19 protein-coding genes are annotated in these 21,507 nt (G+C 72.0%); 5 read left to right on the plus strand and 14 right to left on the minus strand.

The genetic code is table 11. The annotated features are described in order from the left end of the window. Window positions 1-108: 108 nt before the first annotated feature. From ACQPWU_RS40820 to ACQPWU_RS40840, 5 genes are read right to left on the minus strand one after another with little or no spacing between them, the layout of a single operon-like run. Window positions 109-2,124 (minus strand): hypothetical protein, encoded by a 2,016-nt coding sequence (locus ACQPWU_RS40820; RefSeq protein WP_433431030.1) that lies wholly within the window; start codon window positions 2,122-2,124, stop codon window positions 109-111. A 57-nt stretch (window positions 2,125-2,181) separates the two neighbouring features. Continuing rightward, on the minus strand, window positions 2,182-3,339 hold the full coding sequence (locus tag ACQPWU_RS40825; RefSeq protein WP_433431031.1) for a DegT/DnrJ/EryC1/StrS family aminotransferase: 1,158 nt from the start codon (window positions 3,337-3,339) through the stop codon (window positions 2,182-2,184). After that, window positions 3,336-4,082 (minus strand): amidohydrolase family protein, encoded by a 747-nt coding sequence (locus ACQPWU_RS40830; RefSeq protein WP_433431032.1) that lies wholly within the window; start codon window positions 4,080-4,082, stop codon window positions 3,336-3,338. Before ACQPWU_RS40830 ends, ACQPWU_RS40825 begins: the two co-directional genes overlap by 4 nt. Then, window positions 4,079-4,771: an amidohydrolase family protein gene (locus ACQPWU_RS40835; RefSeq protein ID WP_433431033.1), complete on the minus strand. Its 693-nt coding sequence runs from the start codon at window positions 4,769-4,771 to the stop codon at window positions 4,079-4,081. Before ACQPWU_RS40835 ends, ACQPWU_RS40830 begins: the two co-directional genes overlap by 4 nt. Window positions 4,772-4,790: 19 nt before the next feature. Then, the gene (locus ACQPWU_RS40840) at window positions 4,791-6,755 is read right to left on the minus strand and encodes a PQQ-binding-like beta-propeller repeat protein (protein ID WP_433431034.1); all 1,965 of its coding nucleotides are present in this window, start codon (window positions 6,753-6,755) and stop codon (window positions 4,791-4,793) included. An 85-nt stretch (window positions 6,756-6,840) separates the two neighbouring features. Here ACQPWU_RS40840 and ACQPWU_RS40845 point away from each other — a divergent pair, with 85 nt between their 5' ends. The 4 genes from ACQPWU_RS40845 to ACQPWU_RS40860 are packed head-to-tail and all read left to right on the plus strand — an operon-like array spanning window position 6,841 to window position 11,220. After that, window positions 6,841-7,614 carry an amidohydrolase family protein gene (locus tag ACQPWU_RS40845; RefSeq protein WP_433431035.1) on the plus strand — a complete coding sequence of 258 codons (774 nt, stop codon included), beginning with the start codon at window positions 6,841-6,843 and terminating at the stop codon, window positions 7,612-7,614. Continuing rightward, window positions 7,611-8,327 (plus strand): amidohydrolase family protein, encoded by a 717-nt coding sequence (locus ACQPWU_RS40850; protein ID WP_433431036.1) that lies wholly within the window; start codon window positions 7,611-7,613, stop codon window positions 8,325-8,327. The genes ACQPWU_RS40845 and ACQPWU_RS40850 overlap by 4 nt, the downstream gene beginning before the upstream one ends. 55 nt (window positions 8,328-8,382) lie before the next feature. Next, on the plus strand, window positions 8,383-10,326 hold the full coding sequence (locus ACQPWU_RS40855; protein ID WP_433431037.1) for a PQQ-binding-like beta-propeller repeat protein: 1,944 nt from the start codon (window positions 8,383-8,385) through the stop codon (window positions 10,324-10,326). Between the two features lie 21 nt (window positions 10,327-10,347). Beyond that, window positions 10,348-11,220: an NAD(P)-dependent oxidoreductase gene (locus ACQPWU_RS40860; RefSeq protein WP_433431038.1), complete on the plus strand. Its 873-nt coding sequence runs from the start codon at window positions 10,348-10,350 to the stop codon at window positions 11,218-11,220. On the opposite strand, the gene ACQPWU_RS40865 is transcribed toward ACQPWU_RS40860, so the two are convergent. The 5 genes from ACQPWU_RS40865 to ACQPWU_RS40885 all read right to left on the minus strand — a co-directional run bounded on the left by ACQPWU_RS40865 (window position 11,204) and on the right by ACQPWU_RS40885 (window position 16,319). Continuing rightward, window positions 11,204-12,079, minus strand: a complete 876-nt coding sequence (locus ACQPWU_RS40865) for a dihydrodipicolinate synthase family protein (protein ID WP_433431039.1) — start codon at window positions 12,077-12,079, stop codon at window positions 11,204-11,206. The genes ACQPWU_RS40860 and ACQPWU_RS40865 overlap by 17 nt on opposite strands. Before the next feature lie 10 nt (window positions 12,080-12,089). Further along, the gene (locus ACQPWU_RS40870; protein WP_433431040.1) at window positions 12,090-12,956 is read right to left on the minus strand and encodes a carbohydrate ABC transporter permease; all 867 of its coding nucleotides are present in this window, start codon (window positions 12,954-12,956) and stop codon (window positions 12,090-12,092) included. Continuing rightward, window positions 12,953-13,819: a carbohydrate ABC transporter permease gene (locus ACQPWU_RS40875; protein ID WP_433431041.1), complete on the minus strand. Its 867-nt coding sequence runs from the start codon at window positions 13,817-13,819 to the stop codon at window positions 12,953-12,955. The genes ACQPWU_RS40870 and ACQPWU_RS40875 overlap by 4 nt, the downstream gene beginning before the upstream one ends. A gap of 32 nt (window positions 13,820-13,851) precedes the next feature. Further along, complete coding sequence (locus ACQPWU_RS40880; RefSeq protein WP_433431042.1) at window positions 13,852-15,096, minus strand: ABC transporter substrate-binding protein; 1,245 nt, start codon at window positions 15,094-15,096, stop codon at window positions 13,852-13,854. Window positions 15,097-15,182: 86 nt separating this feature from the next. Next, window positions 15,183-16,319, minus strand: coding sequence for a DegT/DnrJ/EryC1/StrS family aminotransferase (locus ACQPWU_RS40885; RefSeq protein WP_433431043.1), 1,137 nt, complete (start codon window positions 16,317-16,319; stop codon window positions 15,183-15,185). 44 nt (window positions 16,320-16,363) lie between these two features. Between ACQPWU_RS40885 and ACQPWU_RS40890 the strand changes: the two genes are divergently transcribed. Further along, window positions 16,364-17,599 (plus strand): hypothetical protein, encoded by a 1,236-nt coding sequence (locus tag ACQPWU_RS40890; RefSeq protein WP_433431044.1) that lies wholly within the window; start codon window positions 16,364-16,366, stop codon window positions 17,597-17,599. A gap of 206 nt (window positions 17,600-17,805) precedes the next feature. Here ACQPWU_RS40890 and ACQPWU_RS40895 read toward each other — a convergent pair whose 3' ends face one another. The 4 genes from ACQPWU_RS40895 to ACQPWU_RS40910 all read right to left on the minus strand — a co-directional run bounded on the left by ACQPWU_RS40895 (window position 17,806) and on the right by ACQPWU_RS40910 (window position 21,501). After that, window positions 17,806-18,105 (minus strand): hypothetical protein, encoded by a 300-nt coding sequence (locus ACQPWU_RS40895; RefSeq protein WP_433431045.1) that lies wholly within the window; start codon window positions 18,103-18,105, stop codon window positions 17,806-17,808. Between the two features lie 297 nt (window positions 18,106-18,402). Further along, on the minus strand, window positions 18,403-19,458 hold the full coding sequence (locus ACQPWU_RS40900) for a dihydrodipicolinate synthase family protein (RefSeq protein ID WP_433431046.1): 1,056 nt from the start codon (window positions 19,456-19,458) through the stop codon (window positions 18,403-18,405). A 62-nt stretch (window positions 19,459-19,520) separates the two neighbouring features. Continuing rightward, window positions 19,521-20,528 (minus strand): NAD-dependent epimerase/dehydratase family protein, encoded by a 1,008-nt coding sequence (locus ACQPWU_RS40905; protein ID WP_433431047.1) that lies wholly within the window; start codon window positions 20,526-20,528, stop codon window positions 19,521-19,523. Between the two features lie 88 nt (window positions 20,529-20,616). Next, entirely contained in the window at window positions 20,617-21,501 is an 885-nt protein-coding gene (locus tag ACQPWU_RS40910; RefSeq protein WP_433431048.1) for a Gfo/Idh/MocA family protein, read from the minus strand. Window positions 21,502-21,507: the final 6 nt, after the last annotated feature.

The following is a 21,507-nucleotide window of genomic DNA, read 5'->3' on the forward strand; positions in this document are numbered from 1 at the left end:
AGCTCGGCAGATTACGGTCAAGGCCGCTATACAGAACTCGGAGGTCTCGAACCTGGTCCTCGGCCCCGACGGCCACCTCCACCTGTCACGCTTCGAGAACTTCTCCACCTACCGTGCCTGCTGACGGGCCAGCCTGAACAGGCGCGGCCCCTCGGCGAAGTAGACGTCCCCGGACCCGTGCACGGCGAGCTGCTGCACGGGTCCCTGCCTCAGCACGTCGTGCCGCCCGGTCCGCGGGTCGAGCGAGAAGACGTACTGGCCGGCGTGCGCGCCGTACAGGGTCTGGTCGCGCCGGTTGAAGGCGAGCTGCCCGCTCGTGCTCTTGCTGTCCGACAGCGTGACGCGCTCGATCACCTTGCGGGCGGCCGTGCTGACCGCGAACACCTCGCCGCCCGCGATCCCCCACAACCGTCCCCGGTCGTCGAACGTCAGGGCGGGGACGGCGGGCTTGCCCGGGGCGGGGACGATCTGCCACAGCAGCCGGTTCTCCTTCACCGACCACGCGAACAGCTTGGCCTCCGGCTGGGTCGGCTGCGTGGCCGTCTGGCCGCTGTAGATGGACGTGCCGCCGTAGAGCACGCCGTCGCGGTAGGCGAGCGAGACGATGCTCTGGTCCTGGACCACGTTGCGCTGGGCGTGCTTGAGCGTCCCTGTCCGCGGGTCCCACACGGCCAGCACGCCGCCCAGCTCGCCGAGGTCGGGCATGGTGCCGGCGGCGAGGTATCGGCCCGCCGACACCAGCGCCCGCGGCCTGATCTGCTTGTCGGCGGCGAAGTCGAACAGCCGTGCCGGGTTCGCCGCCGGGCCTGGTTCGGGGCTGGGTGAGTACTCGGTGCTGTTCCACGGCAGCGCCGGGTCGTAGGCGTAGACCCTGGCCTCGGGATAGGCGCCGATGTAGAGCTTGCCATCGTGGGCGATCATGTCCTCGCTCTGCGAGAACGTGTGGAACTCTGTTTTCGTGCCCGTCTTCGGGTCCAGGGCGGCGAAGCCGCCGTTGAGGAAGCCGCCGGCGTACATGCGGCCGTCGGGGCCCTCCGCGAGCGCCGTCACGTCGATGGGCTCGCCCCTGACCGCCGTCTGCACGAACGACTTCGCGCCGGTCTGAGGGTTGTAGCGGAACATCAGCCCGCGCCAGAGCAGGCCGACGACGCTCTTCCCCGGATAGTCCGGCAGGCCCAGCTCGGCCCAGCCGATGCCGCGCGTGTTGGCGACCCGGCCCGTGATGGGCACGCCGGTCGGCGTGGTGGCCTTGGTCCGGGGGTCGTAGCGGACCAGCTCACCGCTCTTGACCAGGTAGACGGCGCCCTCGTCGTCCGGGGGCGAGACGTCCAGGCCGTGCGCGGGGTCGATCGTGCCGGTCCACCGGCCGGCGGCGATGTCCCAGACGTGCAGCGGGCCGGGGCCGGCGCCGCCGTAGCGGACGTAGAGGAAGCCGCCCGCGGCGTTCACGTCGTAAGCCCACTTGCCGGCAGGGTCGAGGCCGTCGGGCGTGGGGAGCTGCCTGCTCGCGCCCGAGGCGGCGTCGATCTCGAAGACGGCGGCGGGTGCCTCGGTGCCGGCGTAGATCTTCCCGCCGGCGTAGGAGACACTGCGTACGTAGGCGTGGGAGGGCGAGAGCCTGCCGTAGTCGCGCACGCCGGTGGCGGGGTCGTAGGCGAACAGGCGGCCGCCCGGGGAGGTCCCGCCGTAGACGGTGGCGCCCTCGCCCGCGGCCACGGACCAGATGAAGTCCTCCGAGGGCAGGGGCCTGCCGAGGTCCTGGACACCGCCCTGGTCCGTCCAGCGGTAGAGGCGTCCGTCGCCGTACGTGCCGGCGTACACGCCGCCGTCCGGGGTGGCGTCCAGGGCCCAGGAGCCGCCGGCGCCCGGCAGGTCGTACCTGGCCACCTCGGCGCCGGTGGCGGGATCGACGGCGTTGAGGTGGGCGGGGGTGCCCGAGGAGGCGCCCCACAGCACGGTCCGGCCACCGGGGCCCGGCGCCACCACGCCGCCGATCAGCAGCACGTCCTCCAGGGGGACGCCGAGATCCTCCACGTTCGGCGCCGCGACCGCCGGGCCGGCGGCGCCGAACGCGGCGAGGGCGGCCACCATGCCGCACGCCAGCATGCGCTTAATTAAGGTCATGACCGAAACCTAGGCTGCGGTCTGTTTTGCCGTCAATATCAAATTACGGCTAAGAAACTAATTAGACAGGACCTTCGCGAGGGCCTCGGCGACGCCGGCGGCCGCCTCCGGTGCGTCCATGAGCATCGCCTGGCGTACCCACACGACGGTCCTTGCGGCCTCCTCGGCGGCCGGGCAGGGCTCCACGCGGGCGCCCTCCGCGGTGAGGGCCGCCATGGTGCCGAGCGGCGGGTAGCCGGCGTCGAGCGGCACCCCCTCCGCGGCCATGGCGGCCAGCACGAACTCCCGGTCCACGCCGGCGTCGAGGCGCATCATGAGGAGGTGGCGCGAGTCGCGTGTCGTGCCCTCGGGCCGCGGCACCACGCTCACCTCGGGAATGGCGGCCAGCTCGCGTTCCAGGACGGCGCAGAAGGCGTTCCTGCGGTCGATCTCCCCGTCGAGGCGGTCCAGCCAGGGAAGCAGGAGTGCCGCCTGGATCTCGGTGAGGCGCAGGTTCCAGCCGACGGACGGGTGGCCGTACCAGCGACCGCCGAGCTCGCGGCCGACGTTGCAGGCCGACCAGATGCGACTGTGCACGGCCTCGTCGCGGCAGACGATCAGCCCGCCCTCGCCCGCGGTCATCGCCTTGCTCGCCTGGAAGCTGTAGACCCCCGCGTCGCCCAGGCCGCCGACGGGGCGGTCGCGGTACGTGGCGCCGTGCGCCTGGGCGGTGTCCTCGACGACCGCGAGGCCGTGGCGGGCGGCCAGGTCGTTCAGTGGGTCCATGGCGGCCGGGCTGCCGGCCAGGTGCACGGGCATGATCGCCGCCGTCCTGCCGGTCAGGGCGTCCTGTACGGCGCGCGGTGACAGGTGCAGGTCCGCCGGATCCACGTCCACGATGACGGGCGTGGCGCCGGCCAGCAGCACCGCGGTGGCCGACGCCACGAACGTGTACGCCGGGACGATCACTTCGTCGCCCCTGCCCACGCCGAGGCCGCGGAGCGCGGCGAACAGGCCCAGCGTGGCGTTGCCGACGGCGACGCCGTACCGGACGCCGGAGCGGCGGGCGAACGCGGCCGTCAGGTCCGCGACCACGGAACCGCCCTGCGTGGCGCCCCAGAGGCCGCTCTCGAGCACCTTGGTGACGAGCTCGCGCTGCGCCGGGTCGAGGGGCGGCGGCCAGGCGGGCCAGGGGGCCGAGCGGACGGGGGTGCCGCCGTGGATGGCGAGCGTCACGAGAGTCGTCCCTTCGTGAGTGGGCCCGACGTGGGGAGGCCGAGGAGGCGGGCCAGGTTGGCGCCCTGGATGAGGGCGCGGTCGGCGTCGGTGAGCGGGGCCAGGGCGACGCGGCCGTACCCGGTGCGCAGGTCGAGGAAGCACGCGTCCGAGCCGAACAGCACCCGCTCGGCGCCCGCCAGCGCGGCCAGCCGGGCGATCCAGCGGCCGGTCATCTTCGAGCCGCACGTCTCCAGGAACACGTTCGGATGCTCGGCCACGAGCCGGGCCGCGCGGCCGAACCCGTACGCCCAGAGCCCCGTGTGCCCCATGATCAGCCGTACGTGCGGGTGCCGGGCGGCGACGGCGGCGAACTGGGCGGGGTCGCTCCACGGCGAGTCCGTCTGGCCGTGCGCGAGGACCGGCAGGCCGAGCTGCCAGACCGGCTCGTACAGGGGGTCGTCCAGGCGGCACTGGTGCACGTCGGGGTGGAGCTTGACCCCCCACACGCCGTCGCGGGCCAGCGGGGTGCGGTGGTGCGGGTTGTAGACCTGCCACACCCCGAACCTGCCGGGGAAACGTCCGGCGATCTCCATGGCCAGCTCGTTGCCGCGCGCGGCGTCCGGGCCGACGGCGAGCAGGTGGCTGATGCCCATCGCGGTGACGCCGACGCGGTCCATCGCGGCCACGAGGTGCTCGGCGGTGGGGTGCGGGATGAGGAAGTCGGGCCAGGTCCCGACGTGGCCGTGGGCGTCGAGGATCACAGCAGCTCCTCCAGGGTCCCGGCGGCGATCCGTTCGACGTCCTCCTGGGGCAGGTCGAGGTGGTCGAGCAGGAAACGCGGGCCGCAGTCGTCGGACACCGGCGCGCCCGTGCCGAACACCAGCCGCCCCGCCCCGAACCGCGCCGCCAGCCACTCGACGCCTCCCTGTGTGTTGACGGTGCCGATCTCGGCCCGCACGTCCGGCGCCTCGGTCATCAGCTCGGCCAGCGCGCGGAGCCGGCGGTAGCCGGGGTTGAGCACGAGGACGGGCAGGCCGGGCAGGCGCTCGGCGAGGTGGCGGAGCTGGGCGGGCGAGGTCTCGTCCAGGTCGATCGCCACGGGCAGGCCGATCTCGGCCAGCCACCGCACGGCGGTCGGTCCCGTCAGGTCGAAGCGGTGGCGCTCGGGGCAGAGCCTGATCATCCGTACGCCCCACGCCGCCACCTCGTCCGGCCCCGCCGGCTCGCCGCCCGCCCCCGGCACCACCACGGGCACGGGGATGAGCCGGGGGTCGTCCAGCGCGAGCAGCGCCTCGTTTCCCGCCCGCGGGTCGGAGTAGAGGCTGAGCGTGTGGGTGACGCAGGCCCGGTCGATGCCCAGCCGGCCCATCTCGTCCCGTGGGTCGCTCGGCAGGTCGTCGAACGGCACGGGACCGATGAGCCGGTAGGCGTCGATCACATATTTCGGCACAGACCGAAACCTAATGGAGTCACTGATTGACGGTCAAGGCCGGGCAGCGCGGATCGAGCGTGATCCTGGCCAGGTCCCTGCCCACGAGCGCCCACGCCCGCCAGGAGCCGGGCTCGAAGTGCAGTTGCGGGTTCGTGTACCACTCGTCGCCGAGCCCGGTGGCCAGGAGCTTCGCCTCGGTGCCCAGCTCGTACGCGTTCCCGCCGCCGAAGAACGTGGACGCGAACACCCTGCCCCGGTGCACGGTCAGCTCGCCGTACCCGGAGAGCTTGCCCTGCCGCACCACCTGCTTGGTGGCCAGGTCCATGGCGATCCAGGTGCCCGAGTCGCGCTTGTAGACGCCGTACAGCAGCCCGTCGTGCGCCTTGATGTCCTGGAACGTGCGGTGTCCCGGGATCGGGTCCACCTGCCAGAGCACCTTGCGGGTGCGGAGGTCGAAGGCGGCGACCGACGCCGACGTCTTGACCGGCGGGGTCCCGCCTCCGCCGAGCACGTCGCCACCCAGGTAGACGACGCCGCCACGGGGGTCGAGCGAGAGGCTCATGAGGCTCTCGTCAGGGATGACGCCCTCGTAGACGTCGATGCGGCCGGTGCCGGGGTCGACCACGGACAGGGCGCCGTTCAGATTCGCGCCGAGCGGGGCGCTGGCGACCACGAGCTTGTCGGTGGTGGGGTCGTACTCGATGTCCCAGGGGCGCTGCTGGCCGTGTCCCAGGTAGCCGACGCTGCGCACCTGGTCGGTACGCAGGTCGACGGAGACGATCTGCCCGCTCGGGTAGATGGCGGCGTAGATCTTGTCGCCGCGCCGCACGAGGTCCTTCGGCTCGCCGGGCATCCGGAACCTGCGCCTGTCGCCTGTGCGCAGGTCGCGTACCTCCATCGAGAAGTGGCCGCCGATGTAGACGGCGCGGTTCGGCACGACGAGCATGCTCTGCGGCCGCTCCGGGCCGCTGGGCAGGCCGGCGTCGATCAGATCGACGAAGGACGACTGCCCCGTGCGCAGGTCGAGCCACCACATGCCGCCACTGCCCGCGAAGCCGAGCAGGGTGTTGTCGTCGAGCAGCTGCAGCCGCCTGGTCTCGTCGCCCGGCGAGGGCGGGTCGGCGACCTTCGTCAAGGCGGTGTCGCCCGTGCGGTAGCGGTGGACGGCGCCGTCGGGCCGGGAGGTGGCGTAGACGGTGTCGTCGGCGGCCACGGTCAGCATGTCGATCGTGCCGCCCTCGAGGGTCGCGCGGCGCTCGTCCGTGCCGTCGGCGCGCACGTCGATCAGCACGTCACCGGCGGCGGCCAGCACCCGGTCGCCGTGCACGGCCACGGCGCCGACGCCGGTCGGGGCGCTCGCCAGTTCCTTCACCGTGCCGTCCGCCCGGGTGATCCGGACGAGCTTGCCCTTGTCGAGCAGTCCCGCGTACACGTAGGTGTCGTCGGCGGCCACCGCCCGCACGTACCGCTCGCCCTGGGCCAGCACGCCGAAGTCGCGCACCGCGCCCGTGGCCGGCACGTACTCCCGGACCCGGCCGTCCGGGTAGGTGCCCACATAGAGCGTGCCGTCGGGCGCGGCGGCGAGACTCCAGACGAAGCCGCCGTTCTTCCCGAACGATGCCAGACGCTCCACCGTGCCCGTGGCCGGGTCGAAGCGGTAGAGGTCGGGCACCGGATACGTACCGACGTAGATCTTGCCGCCGGACACGGCCGTGGCCCACGCGCCCTCCGGCTCACCGGTGGCCGGGCCGTCGGGCAGGGTGACGCTCCTGACGACCTTCCGGGTGGCGAGGTCGATGTCGGCGAGCACCGGCGGCTTCAGGCCGCGGGTGACCACGTAGGCGTGCCCGTCCTGCACGGCCGCGCCCACGATGGCGCCGGTGACCGACGCCGGGCCGAACCGCTCCACCGCCGGGGCGTCGCAGGACGCCGCCCGGGCGACCGGGCCGGTGAGGAGCGCGGGTAAGAGCGCCGACAGGATGACCAGGATGGACCGGAGCATGGGCGCACCTCGCGTTCATTGCTGAGCAATTATGGGCCAGACCGTAACTTTATAAGCACGGTTCGTCAATGGCATGATGTGCGGCATGGCAATTGAGGATGGGACCGGTATGCCGTTCGACGCGTGGCGGCTGGTCGGCGAGCTGGAGGTGGCGCTCGACGTGGACGTGCTGTTCGGGGCGTACCCGGACCGCGACGGCCCACCCGGGACGCCCGCCTCGGTGCGCGGACTGCTGGGCGAGCACCGGATCAGGGCGGCGGCGGTGGCGAGCCTGCGGGCCGCGCTGTTCGACGTGCGCTCGGGCAACGACGAGCTGCTCGCGCAGGCGTCCCCGGAGGTCGTCCCCGTCGGGGCGGTGGACCTGCGCGACCCGATCGGCGCGGCGCGTGAGCTGGACCGGCTGGCCTCCGAGGGCGTCCGGGCCGTCCGGTTGTTCCCGGATGAGCAGGGCGTCGAGGCGGGGTTCCCGTCCGTCAGGCACGTCGCCCGGCAGGCGGCGCGGCTCGGCCTGGTGGTGCTCACCGGAGGCGACGTGCGCAGGTTCTGGCAGCCCTTCGCCGGGCTCGGGGCCTGCGTGGTCTTCCTCGACACGCACTTCTACCACCTGGGCGACTTCCTGGTGGCGGCCGCGGACGAGCCCGGCTTCCACACCTCCACCCGCCTGCTCAACTCCCCCGACGCGCTGGAACTCGCCGCCGCCGAACTCTGCGCCGACCGCCTCCTGTACGGCTCGCGCACCCCCCACTACGAGCCGCTCGTTCCCCTCCTCCGCCTGGCCACCAGCGGGCTGAAGCCGGAGGAGATCGCCGCCGTGGCCGGCGGCAACGCGAAAAGGCTCCTGAGGAGGCCGCAGTCATGATCATCGACGTGCACGCCCACTGGGGCCCGTGGTTCTTCACCATGGACGTGGCCGAGGCCAACCTCGCCACCATGGACCGCTACGGCATCGACCGGGCGATCGTCTCGGCCACCGAGGCGGTCATCTACGACGCCCCCGCCGGCAACCGCGCCCTCTCCGCGTACCTGGAGACGCAGGACCGCCTGCTCGGCTACGTCACGGTCAACCCGCGCCGCCTGCGCGAGGCGGAGGAGGATCTGGCGGCGTACCTGCCGGGCGGCCGGTTCGTCGGCGTCAAGATCCACACCGACTACACGGGCTCGCCCGTCGCCTCTTCGCAGCTCCGCGACGCGCTCACGCTGGTGGCCGCGACCGGCCGGCCCGCGCTCGTGCACACCTGGGGCACGTCGGTGCTCGCCCTGGCGGAGGTCTGCCTGGACATCCCGGGCCTGCGGGTGATCGCCGGGCACATGGGCGCCGACGGATTCCGGTACGCCATCGAGGCCGCGAACGCCTGCGACCGCCTCTACCTGGAGCCCTGCTGGTCGCACGCCCCCGCCGGCCGCATCGCGGAGGTGGTGGCGGCCGTTGACCCGGCGCAGCTGCTGTTCGGCACCGACGCGACGCTGATCGACCCGTCGTCGGCGTTCGGAGCGGTCGCGGCGGCGCGGCTCACCGGCGAGACCGCCGAGCGGATCGCCTGGCGCAACGCCGCCGTCCTCTTCCAAATCTAGACATTACGGCCAGGTCCGTTATAGCGTGCGGCGAAACTCATCAAGGGAGCCGCGCATGATCCCCCGCCGTCGTTTCCTTCAGGCGGCCGCCGCGACCACGGCGGCCGCCACCCTCACGGCCACACCCGCCCGCGCCGCCACCCGCGAGCAACCGGAGGGCACCCTCACCGGCATGGGCCCGGCGAGCGTGGCCAGCCCGCTCGGCAACGGCGAGTTCGTCGGCGGCGTGCTCTACGCGGGCTCGCGCGGCCTGTCGCCCAACGTGGTCGGCGCGTACGACCTCGCGAAGGATTCGGTCACGACCCATTTCGACATCCCGACGGGCGTGGGCATCTGGGCGATGTGCAAGGTCGGCACCGACGTCTACGTCGGCACCCACGCGAGATCCGACCTGTACAAGATCGACACCGTCGCGAACCAGGTCACCAAGGTCGCCGAGTACCCCGACCACTACATCTGGACCATGGCCTCCTCCCCCGACGGCAAGGTCTACATGGGCACGTCGGAGCCGGGCCGCGTCTGGGAGTACGACCCGGCCACGGGCACGAGCCGCGACCTGGGCCAGCCCGCGCCGGGCGAGGCGTACGTCCGCAGCATCCAGGCCGACGACACCTACGTCTACGCCGGGATCGGCACCCACGCCCACCTGATCGCGATCGACCGCGCGACCGGCGAGAAGCGCGAGCTGCTGCCGTCCGCCGTGGCCGACCGCGACTGGGTCTCCAGCATGGCGATGTCGGACACCCACCTGGCCGGCGGCATGAACTCGCTGGCCGAGCTGCTCGTCCTGGAGAAGGCCGCGCCGCAGAACTACAAGGTCGTCAAGGCCACCGCCGCCGGCGAGAAGTACATCGTCTCGGTCCTGATCCACGAGGGTTACGTCTACTTCGCGGGCCGCCCCTCCGGCACGTTCTACCGCTACAGCCTGGCCACGGAGCAACTGGAGGTGCTCGGCGTCCCGTACTTCGAGGCGGCCACCTGCCGTCTGCTGGCCCACGAGGGCCGGATCTACGGCATCCAGGACAGCGCGGTCTTCGTCTACGATCCGGCGACCGGCTCCCTCGACTACGTCAACCTCGTGCAGCGCGGCTTCAAGTCGGCGCCCGAGGAGCCGATGTCCGTGCACTCCGACGGCCGGCGCGTCTACGTCGGCGGCAAGGGCGGCGCCGACATCCACGACGTCGCGACCGGCAAGGTGACCCGGCTGGGCATCGCGGGCGAGCCGAAGACGCTGCTCACCGTCGGGGACACCACGTACCTGGGCGTCTACACCCAGGCGGCCCTGTACGCGCACCACCCCGGCGAGACAGAGGCCAAGCTGATCGCCCGCACGGGCAACCAGCAGGACCGTCCGCGCGACCTCGCCTACGACGCCGCGACGGGCCTGATCGTCATGCCCACCCAGCCGGAGCCCGGCCACATGAACGGCGCGCTCTCCCTCTACTCGCCCCGCACCGGCACGTTCGAGACCTACCGGCCGGTGGTGGAGCGCCAGACCGTCTATTCGGTCGCCGCCCGGCGCGGCGTCGCCTACCTGGGCACCCTGATCCAGGAGGGCCTCGGCCTGCCGCCGGTCACGACGACCGCCCGCCTGGCCGCCTTCGACCTCGTCACGCGGAAGCCGCTCTGGGAGATGGAGCCGGTACCCGGCGCCCGCCAGATCTCCTCGCTCTCCTTCGGCAGGACGAGCACCCTGTACGGCATGGCGAGCACGGGCGAGGTGTTCGAGTTCGACCTGCGGCGCAGGAAGGTCACCAGGACGGTCAAGGCCGGGACGAAGGGCGGCGAGCTGTTCGTCACCGGCCGGGTGGCGTACTGCACGGACGGCGACACGATCTACAAGATCGACCTGGTCGCGTTCACGGCGAAGCCCATCGTGGAAGGGCTGGCCGGGCAGTGGTTCGGCGGCGAACCCAAGCTGGCGCTCGACCCCTCCCGCCGGGCCCTGTACGCGGTGCGCGGCCGAGACCTCGTCCGGGTGGCCATCGCGGGCCGATGACGCGCCCGTAGGCTGGTGTTCATGGCTAAAGTCGCAGTGCTGGGGACCGGGCTCATGGGCGCGCCCATGGCCCGCAACCTGGCCAAATCCGGCATCAATGTCAGGGTCTGGAACCGTACGAAGGAGAAGGCCGAGCCCTTGGCGGCCGACGGCGCGACCGTCGTGGGTTCGCCCGAAGAGGCAGTCGAGGGCGCCGACGTGGTTATCACGATGCTGCTCGATGCCGACGCCGTACGCGCCGTGATCACCGCCGCCGCTCCGGGCCTGCGGGAGGGGCAGGTGTGGGCGCAGATGAGCACGGTCGGCGTGGCGGCGATCGAGCCGCTGGCCGCGCTGGCCGCCGAGCACGGCCTGACCTTCGTGGACGCTCCCGTCCAGGGCACCAGGCAGCCGGCCGAGCAGGGCAAGCTGATCATCCTGGCCGCCGGCCCGCAGGCCGCCAGGCAGAAGCTCGATCCGCTCTTCGACGTGCTCGGGCAGCGCACGCTCTGGCTCGGCGACGACGGCGCGAGCGGCGCCGCGACCAAGCTCAAGATGGCCACGGTCAGCTACGGCATCTCGATGACCGCCGCCGTGGCCGAGGCCCTGGCGCTGGCCAAGGGGCTGGGGCTGGACCCCGACCTGGTGCGCCAGGTCGTGACCGGCGGCCCGATGGACAACGCGTACTTCCAGGCCAAGTCCAAGGCCATCCTGGAGGGCGACTTCGAGCCCAGCTTCACCGTCAGCAACGCCGAGAAGGACACCAGGCTGATCACCCAGACGGGCGAGTCGGCCGGTGTCCGGCTCGACGTGGTGGCGGCGACGGGCGAGCGCCTGCGCCGCGCCGCGGCGCAGGGCCACGGCGACGAGGACATGGCCGCCAACTACTACGCGAGCTTCACCGGGAAGCAGTGACGACCCCGGCCCGCTCCTGCTCCGGCAGGGGCGGGCCGTAGGGGTCGTGGGCGTGCGACTCGGGTACGCGGCCCTCGGCGGCGGCCAGCCAGAGCATGCGCTGCACGTAGCCCTCCATGGGCTCGGTGAACGTGGCCAGCGCCAGCCGGTCCAGCCGCCCGGACGCATCCTCGAACACGCGCAGGTCCTTGCCCCTGAACGCCTCCAGGACGGCGGCGGTCACGCCGACGCTCGCCGCCGCGATGCCGACCAGGGCCGCCTCGGCGCCCCACAGCAGGGACGGGCCGAACATGCGGTCCTCCCCCGTGATCGCCAGCCTGCCCGCCTCTCTGGTGAGCGCGATGGCGAGCTGACAGCCCATCGCATCCGACAGCAGGGCCGTCTTGAGCCCCGCCACACCAGGGTGCCGCAGGAGCTCGCGCATCGTGCCGGCAGGGCACGGGCGGGTGTAGAGGTCGAAGGCGATCATCGGCAGGCGGGCCGCCTGCCACACCTCCTCGTGCAGCGCCACCCGGTCGCCCTCCGACGGGAACACGAGCACGCCGTCCGCCCCCAGCTCGGCCGCGACGCTCGCCTGCTCCGCCGTATCGGACGGTCCTCCGCCCACCCCGGCCAGCACCGGCACGCCCAGGGCCACCGCGCGTTCGATGACGGCGGCGCGGACGTCCGGGGCGAGGTACGGGCCGCGGCCCGTGTGGGCGAGCACCGCCAGGCCGGTGGCGCCGTCGGCCACCAGGCCGGCGAGGTAGCGGGAGACCACGTCGAGGTCCACCTCGCCGGACGCCGTCATGGGGGTGGCCGCGGCGGCGATCAGCGCGCCCCGGAGCCGGTCTCGAAGGTTTCGTGCAGCAATGTCCACCCGCAAGACCTTATTTCAGGCCGGTCATCGCGATGCTGTTGACCAGGTACCTCTGCAGCAGGAAGAACACCAGCAGGCACGGCACCACCGACACGGCCGCGGAGGCCATGAGCACCGACAGTTGCAGCTCCTCGGTCCGCAGCGTGGTCAGCCCCACGGTGAGCGTACGGGTGGCGTCGCTCTGCCCCACGACCAGCGGCCACAGGAAGTCGTTCCAGTGCCACAGGAACACGAACACGCCGAGCGTCGCCAGGATCGGCCTGGTCAGCGGCACCACGATCGTCCAGTAGACCCTCCATTCGGAGGCCCCGTCCACCTTGGCCGCGTCGAACAGCTCGTCAGGCAGCCCGAGGATGAACTGCCGCATCAGGAAGACGGCCTGCGAGTTGGCCAGCGTCGGCACGATGAGCCCCCAGAACGTGTCCACCCCGTCCAGGCTGTTGACCAGCACGAACGTCGGGATCAGCGTCGCCTGGAACGGCACCATCATGGTGGCGAGAAACGTCCAGAACATGGCCTCGCGGCCGGGGAAGCGCTTCTTGGCGAACGCGTACCCGGCCATGGACGAGGTGAGCAGGATGATCACCACGGAGACCAGGGCGTACACCAGGGAGTTGACCGTCCACGTGGCGAACCCCGACGCCGACAGCACCCGCGCGATGTTGTCGAACGTGAGCGAGTCCGGCCACTGGGTCGGCACGGTCGGCCGGCCCGCCGGCGACAGCGCCACCACGAACATCGCCACGAACGGGCTGACGGTCAGCACCGACAGCAGCGCGAGCAGGGCCGCGAGCGGCCACCTGCTCCGCCACCACCGGCGGCGGGCCGCGCGGGCCGCCGCCACCTGGGCGACCGGCCGGGAGGCGGTGATCGTCACGTGTTCCCCCGATCCAGGAAGCGGCGCTGGACCAGCGACACGGCCAGCACGATGACGAACAGCACCATGCCCCACGTGGCGGCGTAGCCGAAGTCGAACGACCTGAAGCCGTGGTCGTAGATGCCGTAGATGAGGGTGTAGGTGGCCCTGACCGGGCCGCCGCCGGTCATCACGTACACGGTGTCGAAGGTCTGGAACGCGCTGATCGTCTCGATCACCACGACGAAGAAGATCGTGGGCCTGAGCAGCGGCAGGGTGATCCGGCGGAAGCGCTGCCAGGCGCTCGCCCCGTCCACCCTGGCCGCCTCCAGGTACGAGGACGGGATCGACTTCAGCCCGGCCAGCAGGATCAGCATCGAGTAGCCGAACCCCTTCCACACCGACACCACGGCCAGCGCGGGCAGGACCAGGGCCGACTGCTCCAGGAACGCCACCGGGCCGAGGTCCGCCTTGGCCAGCAGGCCGTTGATCAGCCCGTCGAACTCGTAGATCCAGCGCCAGATGATGCCCGCCAGCACGAAGCTGGTCACGTACGGCAGGAAGAGCATGCCGCGGAACAGCCCGCGCAAGAAGACCACCTGGTTGAGCAGCAACGCCGTGCCGAGCGCCACGAGCAGCGTGAGCGGCACGTAGATCACCACGTACACGAGCGTGACCCGCAGGCTCAGCCAGAAGTTCACGTCGTCGAGCAGCCGGGCGTAGTTGTCGGCGCCGATGAAGTCCCACTCGCCGCCGATGTTCCAGTTCGTCAGGCTCATGCCCGCCGCGCCCAGCGACGGGAAGATCCGGAAGATCAGGAAGAGCACGAGCACGGGCAGCACGAACAGCAGGCCGGTGACCGGGTCACGCAGGCGTTGACGCACCAGGTGTTTCCTTTCTGGTGGGCGTACGGGGCTCAGCCGCCGCTGCTGAGCAGCTGGTTGGCCTCCTTGGCGGCGGCGTCGAGCGCGGTCTTGGCGTCCTCCTTGCCGAGCAGCGCGGCCTGGAGGTGCGGGCCGAGCACGCCCATGACCTGGCGGGCCTTGGGGTGGCTGTCGCCGGGGAAGGCGTACTGCAGGGACTTGGCGAACTCCTTGGACGACGCCGACTGGTCCGGCACGGTCACGTCCGTGCGGGCGGGGAAGAAGCCCGACTCCTTCGCCAGCCCGGCGGTCACCTCGGGCGAGGCCAGGTAGGTGGCGAGCTTCTTGGCGGCGTCCTTGTTCTCGGCGTGCTTGGCCAGCACCAGGGCTCCGGGGATGCCGAACGCGACCCGCTTCTTGCCCTCGAGCGGCAGGCCGATGCCGACGTTGTCGGGGCCGATGGCGGCGGCGAGCTGGTCGGCCATGCCCGCGGTGGCCGCGTGGTACATGGCGGTCTTGCCGGCGGCCAGCGGGCCGCCCTCGATGTCGTTGGTCTTGCTCGCGGTGTTCTCCGGCAGGCCGCCCGCGGCCTTGAGGTCGAGCAGGAACTGCAGGCTGTCCACGCCCTCCTGGCCGTTGAACGCGACCGTCTTGCCGTCGGGGGCGAAGACCGAGCCGCCGTTGGCCCACAGGATCGGGTAGAAGCTCTGGTTCAGGCTGACGTCGGGCTTGCCGGGGTAGTCGAGCACGGCGACCTTCTTGGCGGCCAGCTTGGGCGCGGCCTCCTTCAGCTCCGCCAGTGTCTCCGGCACCTTCGTGACGCCCGCGTCGGCGAACAGCTTCTTGTTGTAGATGGGCGCGGTGATCGTCTGGTAGATGGGTACGCCGTACAGCTTGCCGTTGACCGTGAGTGCGGTCAGGGAGTTCGGCAGGTAGGAGGCCTTGGCCGGGGCGACGACGTCGTCCACCGCCTCGATCGTGCCCTGCTGGGCGTACTGGGGGATCTGGTCGGGACCGAGGACCACCAGGTCGAAGCCCTTCTTCGAGACCAGTGCGGTGGTGACCTTCTCCTGGCGGCCCTCCCAGGGCTGCTGGTCGATCTTGACGTCGATCGTGGGGTTGGCGGCCTCGAAGTCCTTCTCCACCTTGCCCCAGAACGCCTGGCCCTTGGCCTGGTCTCCGATGACGGGATACATCCACAGGGTCACGGCGCTCTTGTCCGAGCCGCTGCTGGATCCGCACCCGGCGGCCGCGAGACTCAGGGCGGCCACGACGCCGACTGCCGCTGCCTTCTTCATGTGCGGCTTCCTTTCGACTAATACCGGTCCTGACCGAAACCTAGTGACCGCATCTGGGGAGGTCAATGCCTGATACATGAACGTAACTACGGCTGAGCCCGAAATTTCGCCATTTCGTGGGCGATCAGCTCGACGTGCTCGGAGGTGTAGTTCTCGTTCCAGTCGATGACCATCAGGGTGCGGTCCACCATACGCTCGGCCTGCGGGCAGGGGTTCGGCCGATAGCCGTCGAGCGGGTAGCGGGAGGTCCCGTAGATGGCCGTGTCCCACACGGGCGCCCTGTTCAGCGGCTCGGCCAGGTATCCGGCCCGCGCGGGGATCCCGGCCGCCGCCAGGTGCGCGGCCAGCTCGGGCGCGTCGCCGTCCGGGCAGACGATCGGGAAGAGCCACCAGGCGTGGCCCTCCGGGCGCGGCAGCCGTACCCCTGGGAGGCCTTTCAGGGCGTCCATCAGCCGTACGGCGGTGCCGCGGCGGGCGGCGACCACGCCGGGGAGCTTGGCGAGCTGGGCACGGGCCACGGCGGCCTGGAGCTCGGTCATGCGGTAGTTGAGCCCGAAGGCGGCGTGCGACCGGCCGGCCGCGCGGTCCCAGCCCTTGTCCGAGAAGAGCCGCATACGTCTGGCCAGCTCGTCGTCGTCGGTGATCGCCACCCCGCCGTCGCCGCAGGTGATGTGCTTCCACTGCTGCAGGCTGAGGCAGCCCACCTGGCCCGCCGTACCCGCGAGCCGGCCGTCCGGCAGCTCCGCCAGCCAGGCCTGGGCGCAGTCCTCGATCAGCGTCAGGCCGTGCTCGTCGGCGAGCGCGCGCAGCTCATCGATCCTGGCGGGCGCGCCGAACAGGTGGACCGCCATGATCGCCTTCGTACGGGGGCCGATGAGCCCGGCCACGGCGTCAGGATCGAGATTCCCGTCCGACGGATCCACGTCCGCGAAGACAGGGACGGCGTTCTGCGCCAAGATGGGGGCCACGGTCCCGAAGTCCGTGATCGGTGTCGTGATGATCTCGTCCCCCGGGTCGGGCGCGGCCGCCACGACCGACAGATGGAGGGCCGCGGTGCCGGAGCTGCAGGCGATCGCGTGGCGGGTGCCGTACACGCGGGCGATCTCGTGCTCCAGCGCCCGCGCCTCGGTCCCCCAGACGGAGTTGAGCATGCCGGAGCGGATCACCCGCTCGACGGCGGCCACCTCCTCGTCGCCGAGCGTACGGCCGTCCGCCTCTGCCATGGACGGGAATTTCACCGGGCACCTCACAAGTTATAGTTGCGGTCTTGACCGAAAATAGCGAGAGGGAGGCGTGGGTGGGAATCGTCATCGGGGTCGTCGGACCGCACGACCTGGTCGACGACGTCGCGGCCGTCTGCGAGGAGCAGCCCGGCGTCAGCACGCTGCGCCTCGACTACGACCACGAGTCGCAGGCGCCCGCGATCGTCGAGGCACACGCCGCCGCCGTCGAGGGATGGCTGTTCACCGGCATAGTGCCCTACATGCTCTCCCGCGACGCCGAGGCGCTCACCCGTCCGGCGGCGTTCGTGGACTACTCGGGCGCGACGCTGCTCACCGCCCTGGTACGCCTCCAGCGTCAGGGCCAGGACGTCACCCGGCTGTCGATCGACACGCTCTCGGCCGCCGACGTCAACGCCACGTTCGCCGAGGCCGGGCTGCCGACCTCCGAGCTGCGCACGCTCCCGTACCGGCCGGAGATGACCTCCAAGAAGGCCGTCGCCTTCCACCGGAAGGGCCCCGCGCACGCGGTGATCACCTGCCTGAGCTCCGTGCACGAAGCCCTCCGCGACGAGCTGCACGTCCTGCGCCTGGTCCCTTCCGTCCATTCGGTACGGGTGGCGCTGCGCCAGCTCATGCTGACCGCCGAGGGGCAGGCGCAGGAGGACGCCCAGATCGCACTCGGGCTGATCGAGGTGGCCAACGAGGAGGGGCTGCTGCGCGAGGCCACGGCGCTCGGCGGCACGCTGGCCGGCTTCCGCGGCGGCACGCATCTGCTGGTGACGACCCGCGGCCCGCTGCACGACGCCACGGGCGGCTTCACGGGGCTGCCCATGCTGGCGCGGCTCGCCGCCCAGAACGAGCTGGTACGCGTCGGTTTCGGCCTGGGTCGCAGCGCGGCCGAGGCCGAGAGCCTGGCCCGCCGAGCCCTGGGCAGGGCCCGCCGGATCGGCGAGGTCGCCGCGGTCCTGTCGCTGCGCGCGGACACGGACATCGTCCTGGAGTCGGTCACCTCGGCCCCGGCCGGCACGCAGAACCTCTCGGTCATCGCCCGCCGCGTCGGCCTGTCGGTGTCCACGCTGGCGAAGCTCCTGGAGGCGCGGGCGGCGGCCGGGGAAGATCCGCTGACGACCCGCGAGATCGCCGACCGCCTGGGCGTCCAGCAGCGCACGGCCCGCCGCATGCTCCACCGGCTGGAGCTGGCGGGCCTGGCCGAACGCACGGGCAACCTCACCAGCGGCTCCAGCGGCCGCCCCCTGACCCTCTACCGCCTCACCCTCTGACCGCGACCACCCGGCCCCGGCCCGCCCCGCAAGCCCACCACCCCACGAGCCGGGGCCCCGCCACACGGCACCCCACACCACAACACCGCCCACGCGCACGGCACGCCTCACCACAACACCGCCCACGCGCACGGCACGCCTCACCACAACACCGCCCACGCGCACGGCACGCCTCACCGCGGCATCGCCCACGCGCACGGCACGCCTCACCGCGAGATCGGCCACAGCACGCCCCACCACGAGATCGGCCACGCCCACAGCACGCCCCACCGCGCGATCACCCGCCCACACGAGACGGCCTCCTGCGACGCCCACCGCGAGCACGTCCTCGGCGCTCCTGCGACGCCCACCGCGAGCACGTCCTCGGCGCTCTTGGGACGCGCTCCTGCGGCGCCCACCGCGAGCACGGAGCCCACACGTGGGCTGCCGCCCCGCCACCATGCACGCATCTCTCCCACCGCCGCGCCAAGGACCCGCGCACGCAGTCGCACCCGAAGGACACGCACACCCGCACCTCCCGCACCGCCACCCAGCGCCGGTGCGGCGAGCGCCAGGACGGGGGCCACCGGCGCAACGCGCACCCACGTCCAGGGGCCGGGCGCACACCGCCCAATCGGCCGCGCGGGCATCCCGCAGGCGACCGTCCAACAGGCAAGCACTGCGCGCAAACGACGTGCACGAGTCGGGCGGGCACGCGAACCGCGGGCAGCGTGGAGAGAGCGCCCCGGCCTGCGGGCACGGGCCAGCCGGGCGCCGGGCAGGTGGGCGCGGCGCAGGTGGGCATGGGGCAGGCGGGCATGGGGTCAGGAGAGCCAGCGGTCGAGCCCCGCCGAGACGAAGTCGTCGTCCCGGAGCCACGGATACGCGCCCCAGATCCGGTCGATCTCGTCGAGCTGCCCCGGAGACAGCTCCTCGCCGGGGTCCAGACACCAGCGCCCCGCCAGCAGCCCCTGGCGGCGCAGCACCTCGTGGATCCCGGGAATGCACCCGTGGAACCCGTTGGCCGAGTCGAAGATGGCGGCGTTGGCGTCCGTCAGGTGGCCGTCCAGCGTGAGCAGCCGCCGTACCGCCGAGTCGTCACCGCCCCGGGCGAGCTTGGCCTCCTCCAGCAGTTCCACGGCCCGCCGCACCCACACCGCCCACTGACCGAGCAGCCCGCCGACGAACTCGACGTCCACCTCGCGCCCGTCCACCACCACCCGGTGCGTGGTGATGAGGTCGGCCAGGATGTGATCGTCGTTCCCCGTGTAGAGCGCCACCTCCCCGGCCCGCCCCGCGCGTACGACGCCGTGCAGGACGTCCAGGGTGCGGTACCGGTCGAAGGGGGCGACCTTGACGCCCACCACGGACTCCACGGCAGCCAGACGTGTCCAGAAATTTCGGGATAAGGGGCGTCCGCCTACCGCCGGCTGCAGGTAGAAGCCGATCACCGGCAGCACCTCGCCCACCGCCCTGGCCCGCTCGATGAGCCCGTTCTCGTCGAGCTCCCGGTACGGGCTGAGCAGCACCATGTGGTAGCCGAGCGACCTGGCCAGCTCCGCCTCCGCCACCGCCTGGGACGTGGGCCCGGTCGCCCCGGCCACCAGCACCACCTCGCGGTCGAACTCCCCGGCGGTGCTCGCGGCCAGCTCGAGCACGGGCGGCAGCAGGCCGGTGCCGTGGATGGCGAACTGCGTCGTGTGGACGCCCACCGCGAGCCCACCCGCGCCCGCCTCGACGTAGTAGCGGGTCAGCGCCCGCTGGCGGCGCTCGTCCAGCTTCCTGTCCTCGGTGAGCGCGAGCGGGTGCGCCGGGATCACCAGGCCGCGCCTGAACAGGTCGCGCACGGACGTCTGCGCCTCTGGAGCCGTGCTCAGCACGTGAGGTCCCCCTTTGGTCATTGGTATGGCGCGCGGTTCACGCCGCGCGCCCCGGAAACCGGTCAGAAGCGGCCGTCGCGCCGTTCGAACTTGGTGGGCTTGCCGAGCAGCGGCCCCCCGTCCGCCACCCAGCGCGCCGTGTGCTCGATGAGCTCGGCGGGGGTGAGCTCCGGGTAGCCGAACAGGCGGTGGCAGCGCCCCGCGTTCGACAGCAGCGCGGTCGGCGCCTCCTCGCCGGTGAACACCGGCTCCTTGCCCAGCGCCGCGCCGAGGGCCTGCGCGAGCTGGCGCACCGAGAGCACCTCGGGGCCGGTCACGTTCAGGACGTATGGGGGCGTGGAGGCCAGCGCCAGCGACCGGAGCGTCACCTCGTTGGCGTAGCCCTGCCAGACCACGTTCACCTGCCCCGTCGCCAGGTCGACGGGCTCTTCCGCGAGCACCTTCTGCGCCAGGTCGACGAGCACGCCGTAGCGCAGCTCCACCGCGTAGTTGAGGCGGATCAGCGACAACGGCGTGCCGTACGTCTCCGAGAAGTGCGTCAGCACCCGCTCGCGGCCCAGGCAGCTCATGGCGTAGTCGCCCACGGGCCCCGACGGCGAGTCCTCCGTGCTGCCGCCGCCGGCGACGGGGACGAGCGGGTAGACGTTCCCGGTGGACAGGGCGGCGATCCTGCTGTCCTTGAACCGGTCGGCGACCCGCCCGGGCAGGTACGCGTTGGTGAACCAGGTGGCGTGCTCACGCCCCTGTGTGCCGAACTTGGCGCCGACCAGGAAGACGACGTTCGGCGCGTCGGGCAGGTCCCGCAGCGCCCGCTCGTCGGCCACGTCGGCGGACACCACCGTCGCGCCGTCCTTACTGAGCGCCTCGGCGAGCCCCGGCTCGGAGAAGCGCGAGACGGCGATGATCCGCCGGCTCCCGTTGGTGGCGTTGAGCGCCAGCCGCACCAGGCTCGGCCCCAGTTTGCCGCCGGCGCCCAGGATCAGGATATCGCCGTCGAGGCCGCCCAAATCGTCCACGAGCCCGGCGCTGGGCCGTGCCAGCCGCTCCTCGAGTTCCGCTGTCGTGCGCACGCGGGTATCTCCTCCGTCCGTTATTTACGGTCCAGACCGTAACTGGGGCGGACTTCGGCTGTCAACGGGTACGGACAGGACAACTGGGTCAGGTGGCCTCGCGGGCGGCCACCAGCACCTCGAGGATGGCCCTCGTCTGCTCCCACGGCACCGGGCTCGGCGCGCCGCGCACCATGGAGAGGAACGCGTCGATGGTCCCCTCGTACCCCAGCCCCTTGACCGGATCGTCGCCGCTCTCGATCACGATCGCGTCGGAGCCGTCGGGCCTGTGCACGGTGACGGTGTAGGACTCGCCTTCCGAGACACCGAGGATCTCGACCGTCCCCGTGACACCGCTCCCCCACCGCAGCGCCATCACGCCGGTGTCCTCGGAGCGCAGGCCCTGGTAGTGCCGCTTGGCCCCGGCGGCTCCCACCAGCCGCACGTCCGGCCCCAGCAGGGCGACCAGCAGCTCCACGCCGTGGATACCCATGGTCACCATGGTCCCGCCGCCCTGGCCCGGCGTGTCCTGCCAGGCGTTGTAGCCGTCCGCCCACAGCCCCACGTCATGCCGTACGGTGGCCCGCACGGCCAGCACCTCGCCGGCATCGACCCGGGTCCCCGCGAACGCGGGAGCGAACCTCAGCACCGAGCTCGACAGCACCCGCTCGTGGATCGCCAGCCGGTCGAGCGCGTCGAGCTGGGCCCTGCTGGCGGCGGCCGGCTTGTTCATGAAGCAGGCCGCGCCTGTCTCCAGCACCCGCGCCAGGGCGTCGGGCACCTGCGGATTGGGCACGGTCAGCACCACGCCGTCAGGCCCGGTGGCCAGCGCCTCGCCGAGGCTGTCCGCCACCTTCGCGCCGGGGTGTTCGTCGGTGAAGCGCCGCAACCGCTCGGGATCCGGCTCCCACACCACCAGCTCGGCGTGGCGGGTCAGGGTACGGGCGTCGGTGTACGGATGGCTGGTGGCCAGCCCAGCCAGGACAATGCGCACGATTTG

This window comes from Nonomuraea sp. CA-141351 (genome assembly GCF_050944675.1).
GTDB lineage: Bacteria > Actinomycetota > Actinomycetes > Streptosporangiales > Streptosporangiaceae > Nonomuraea.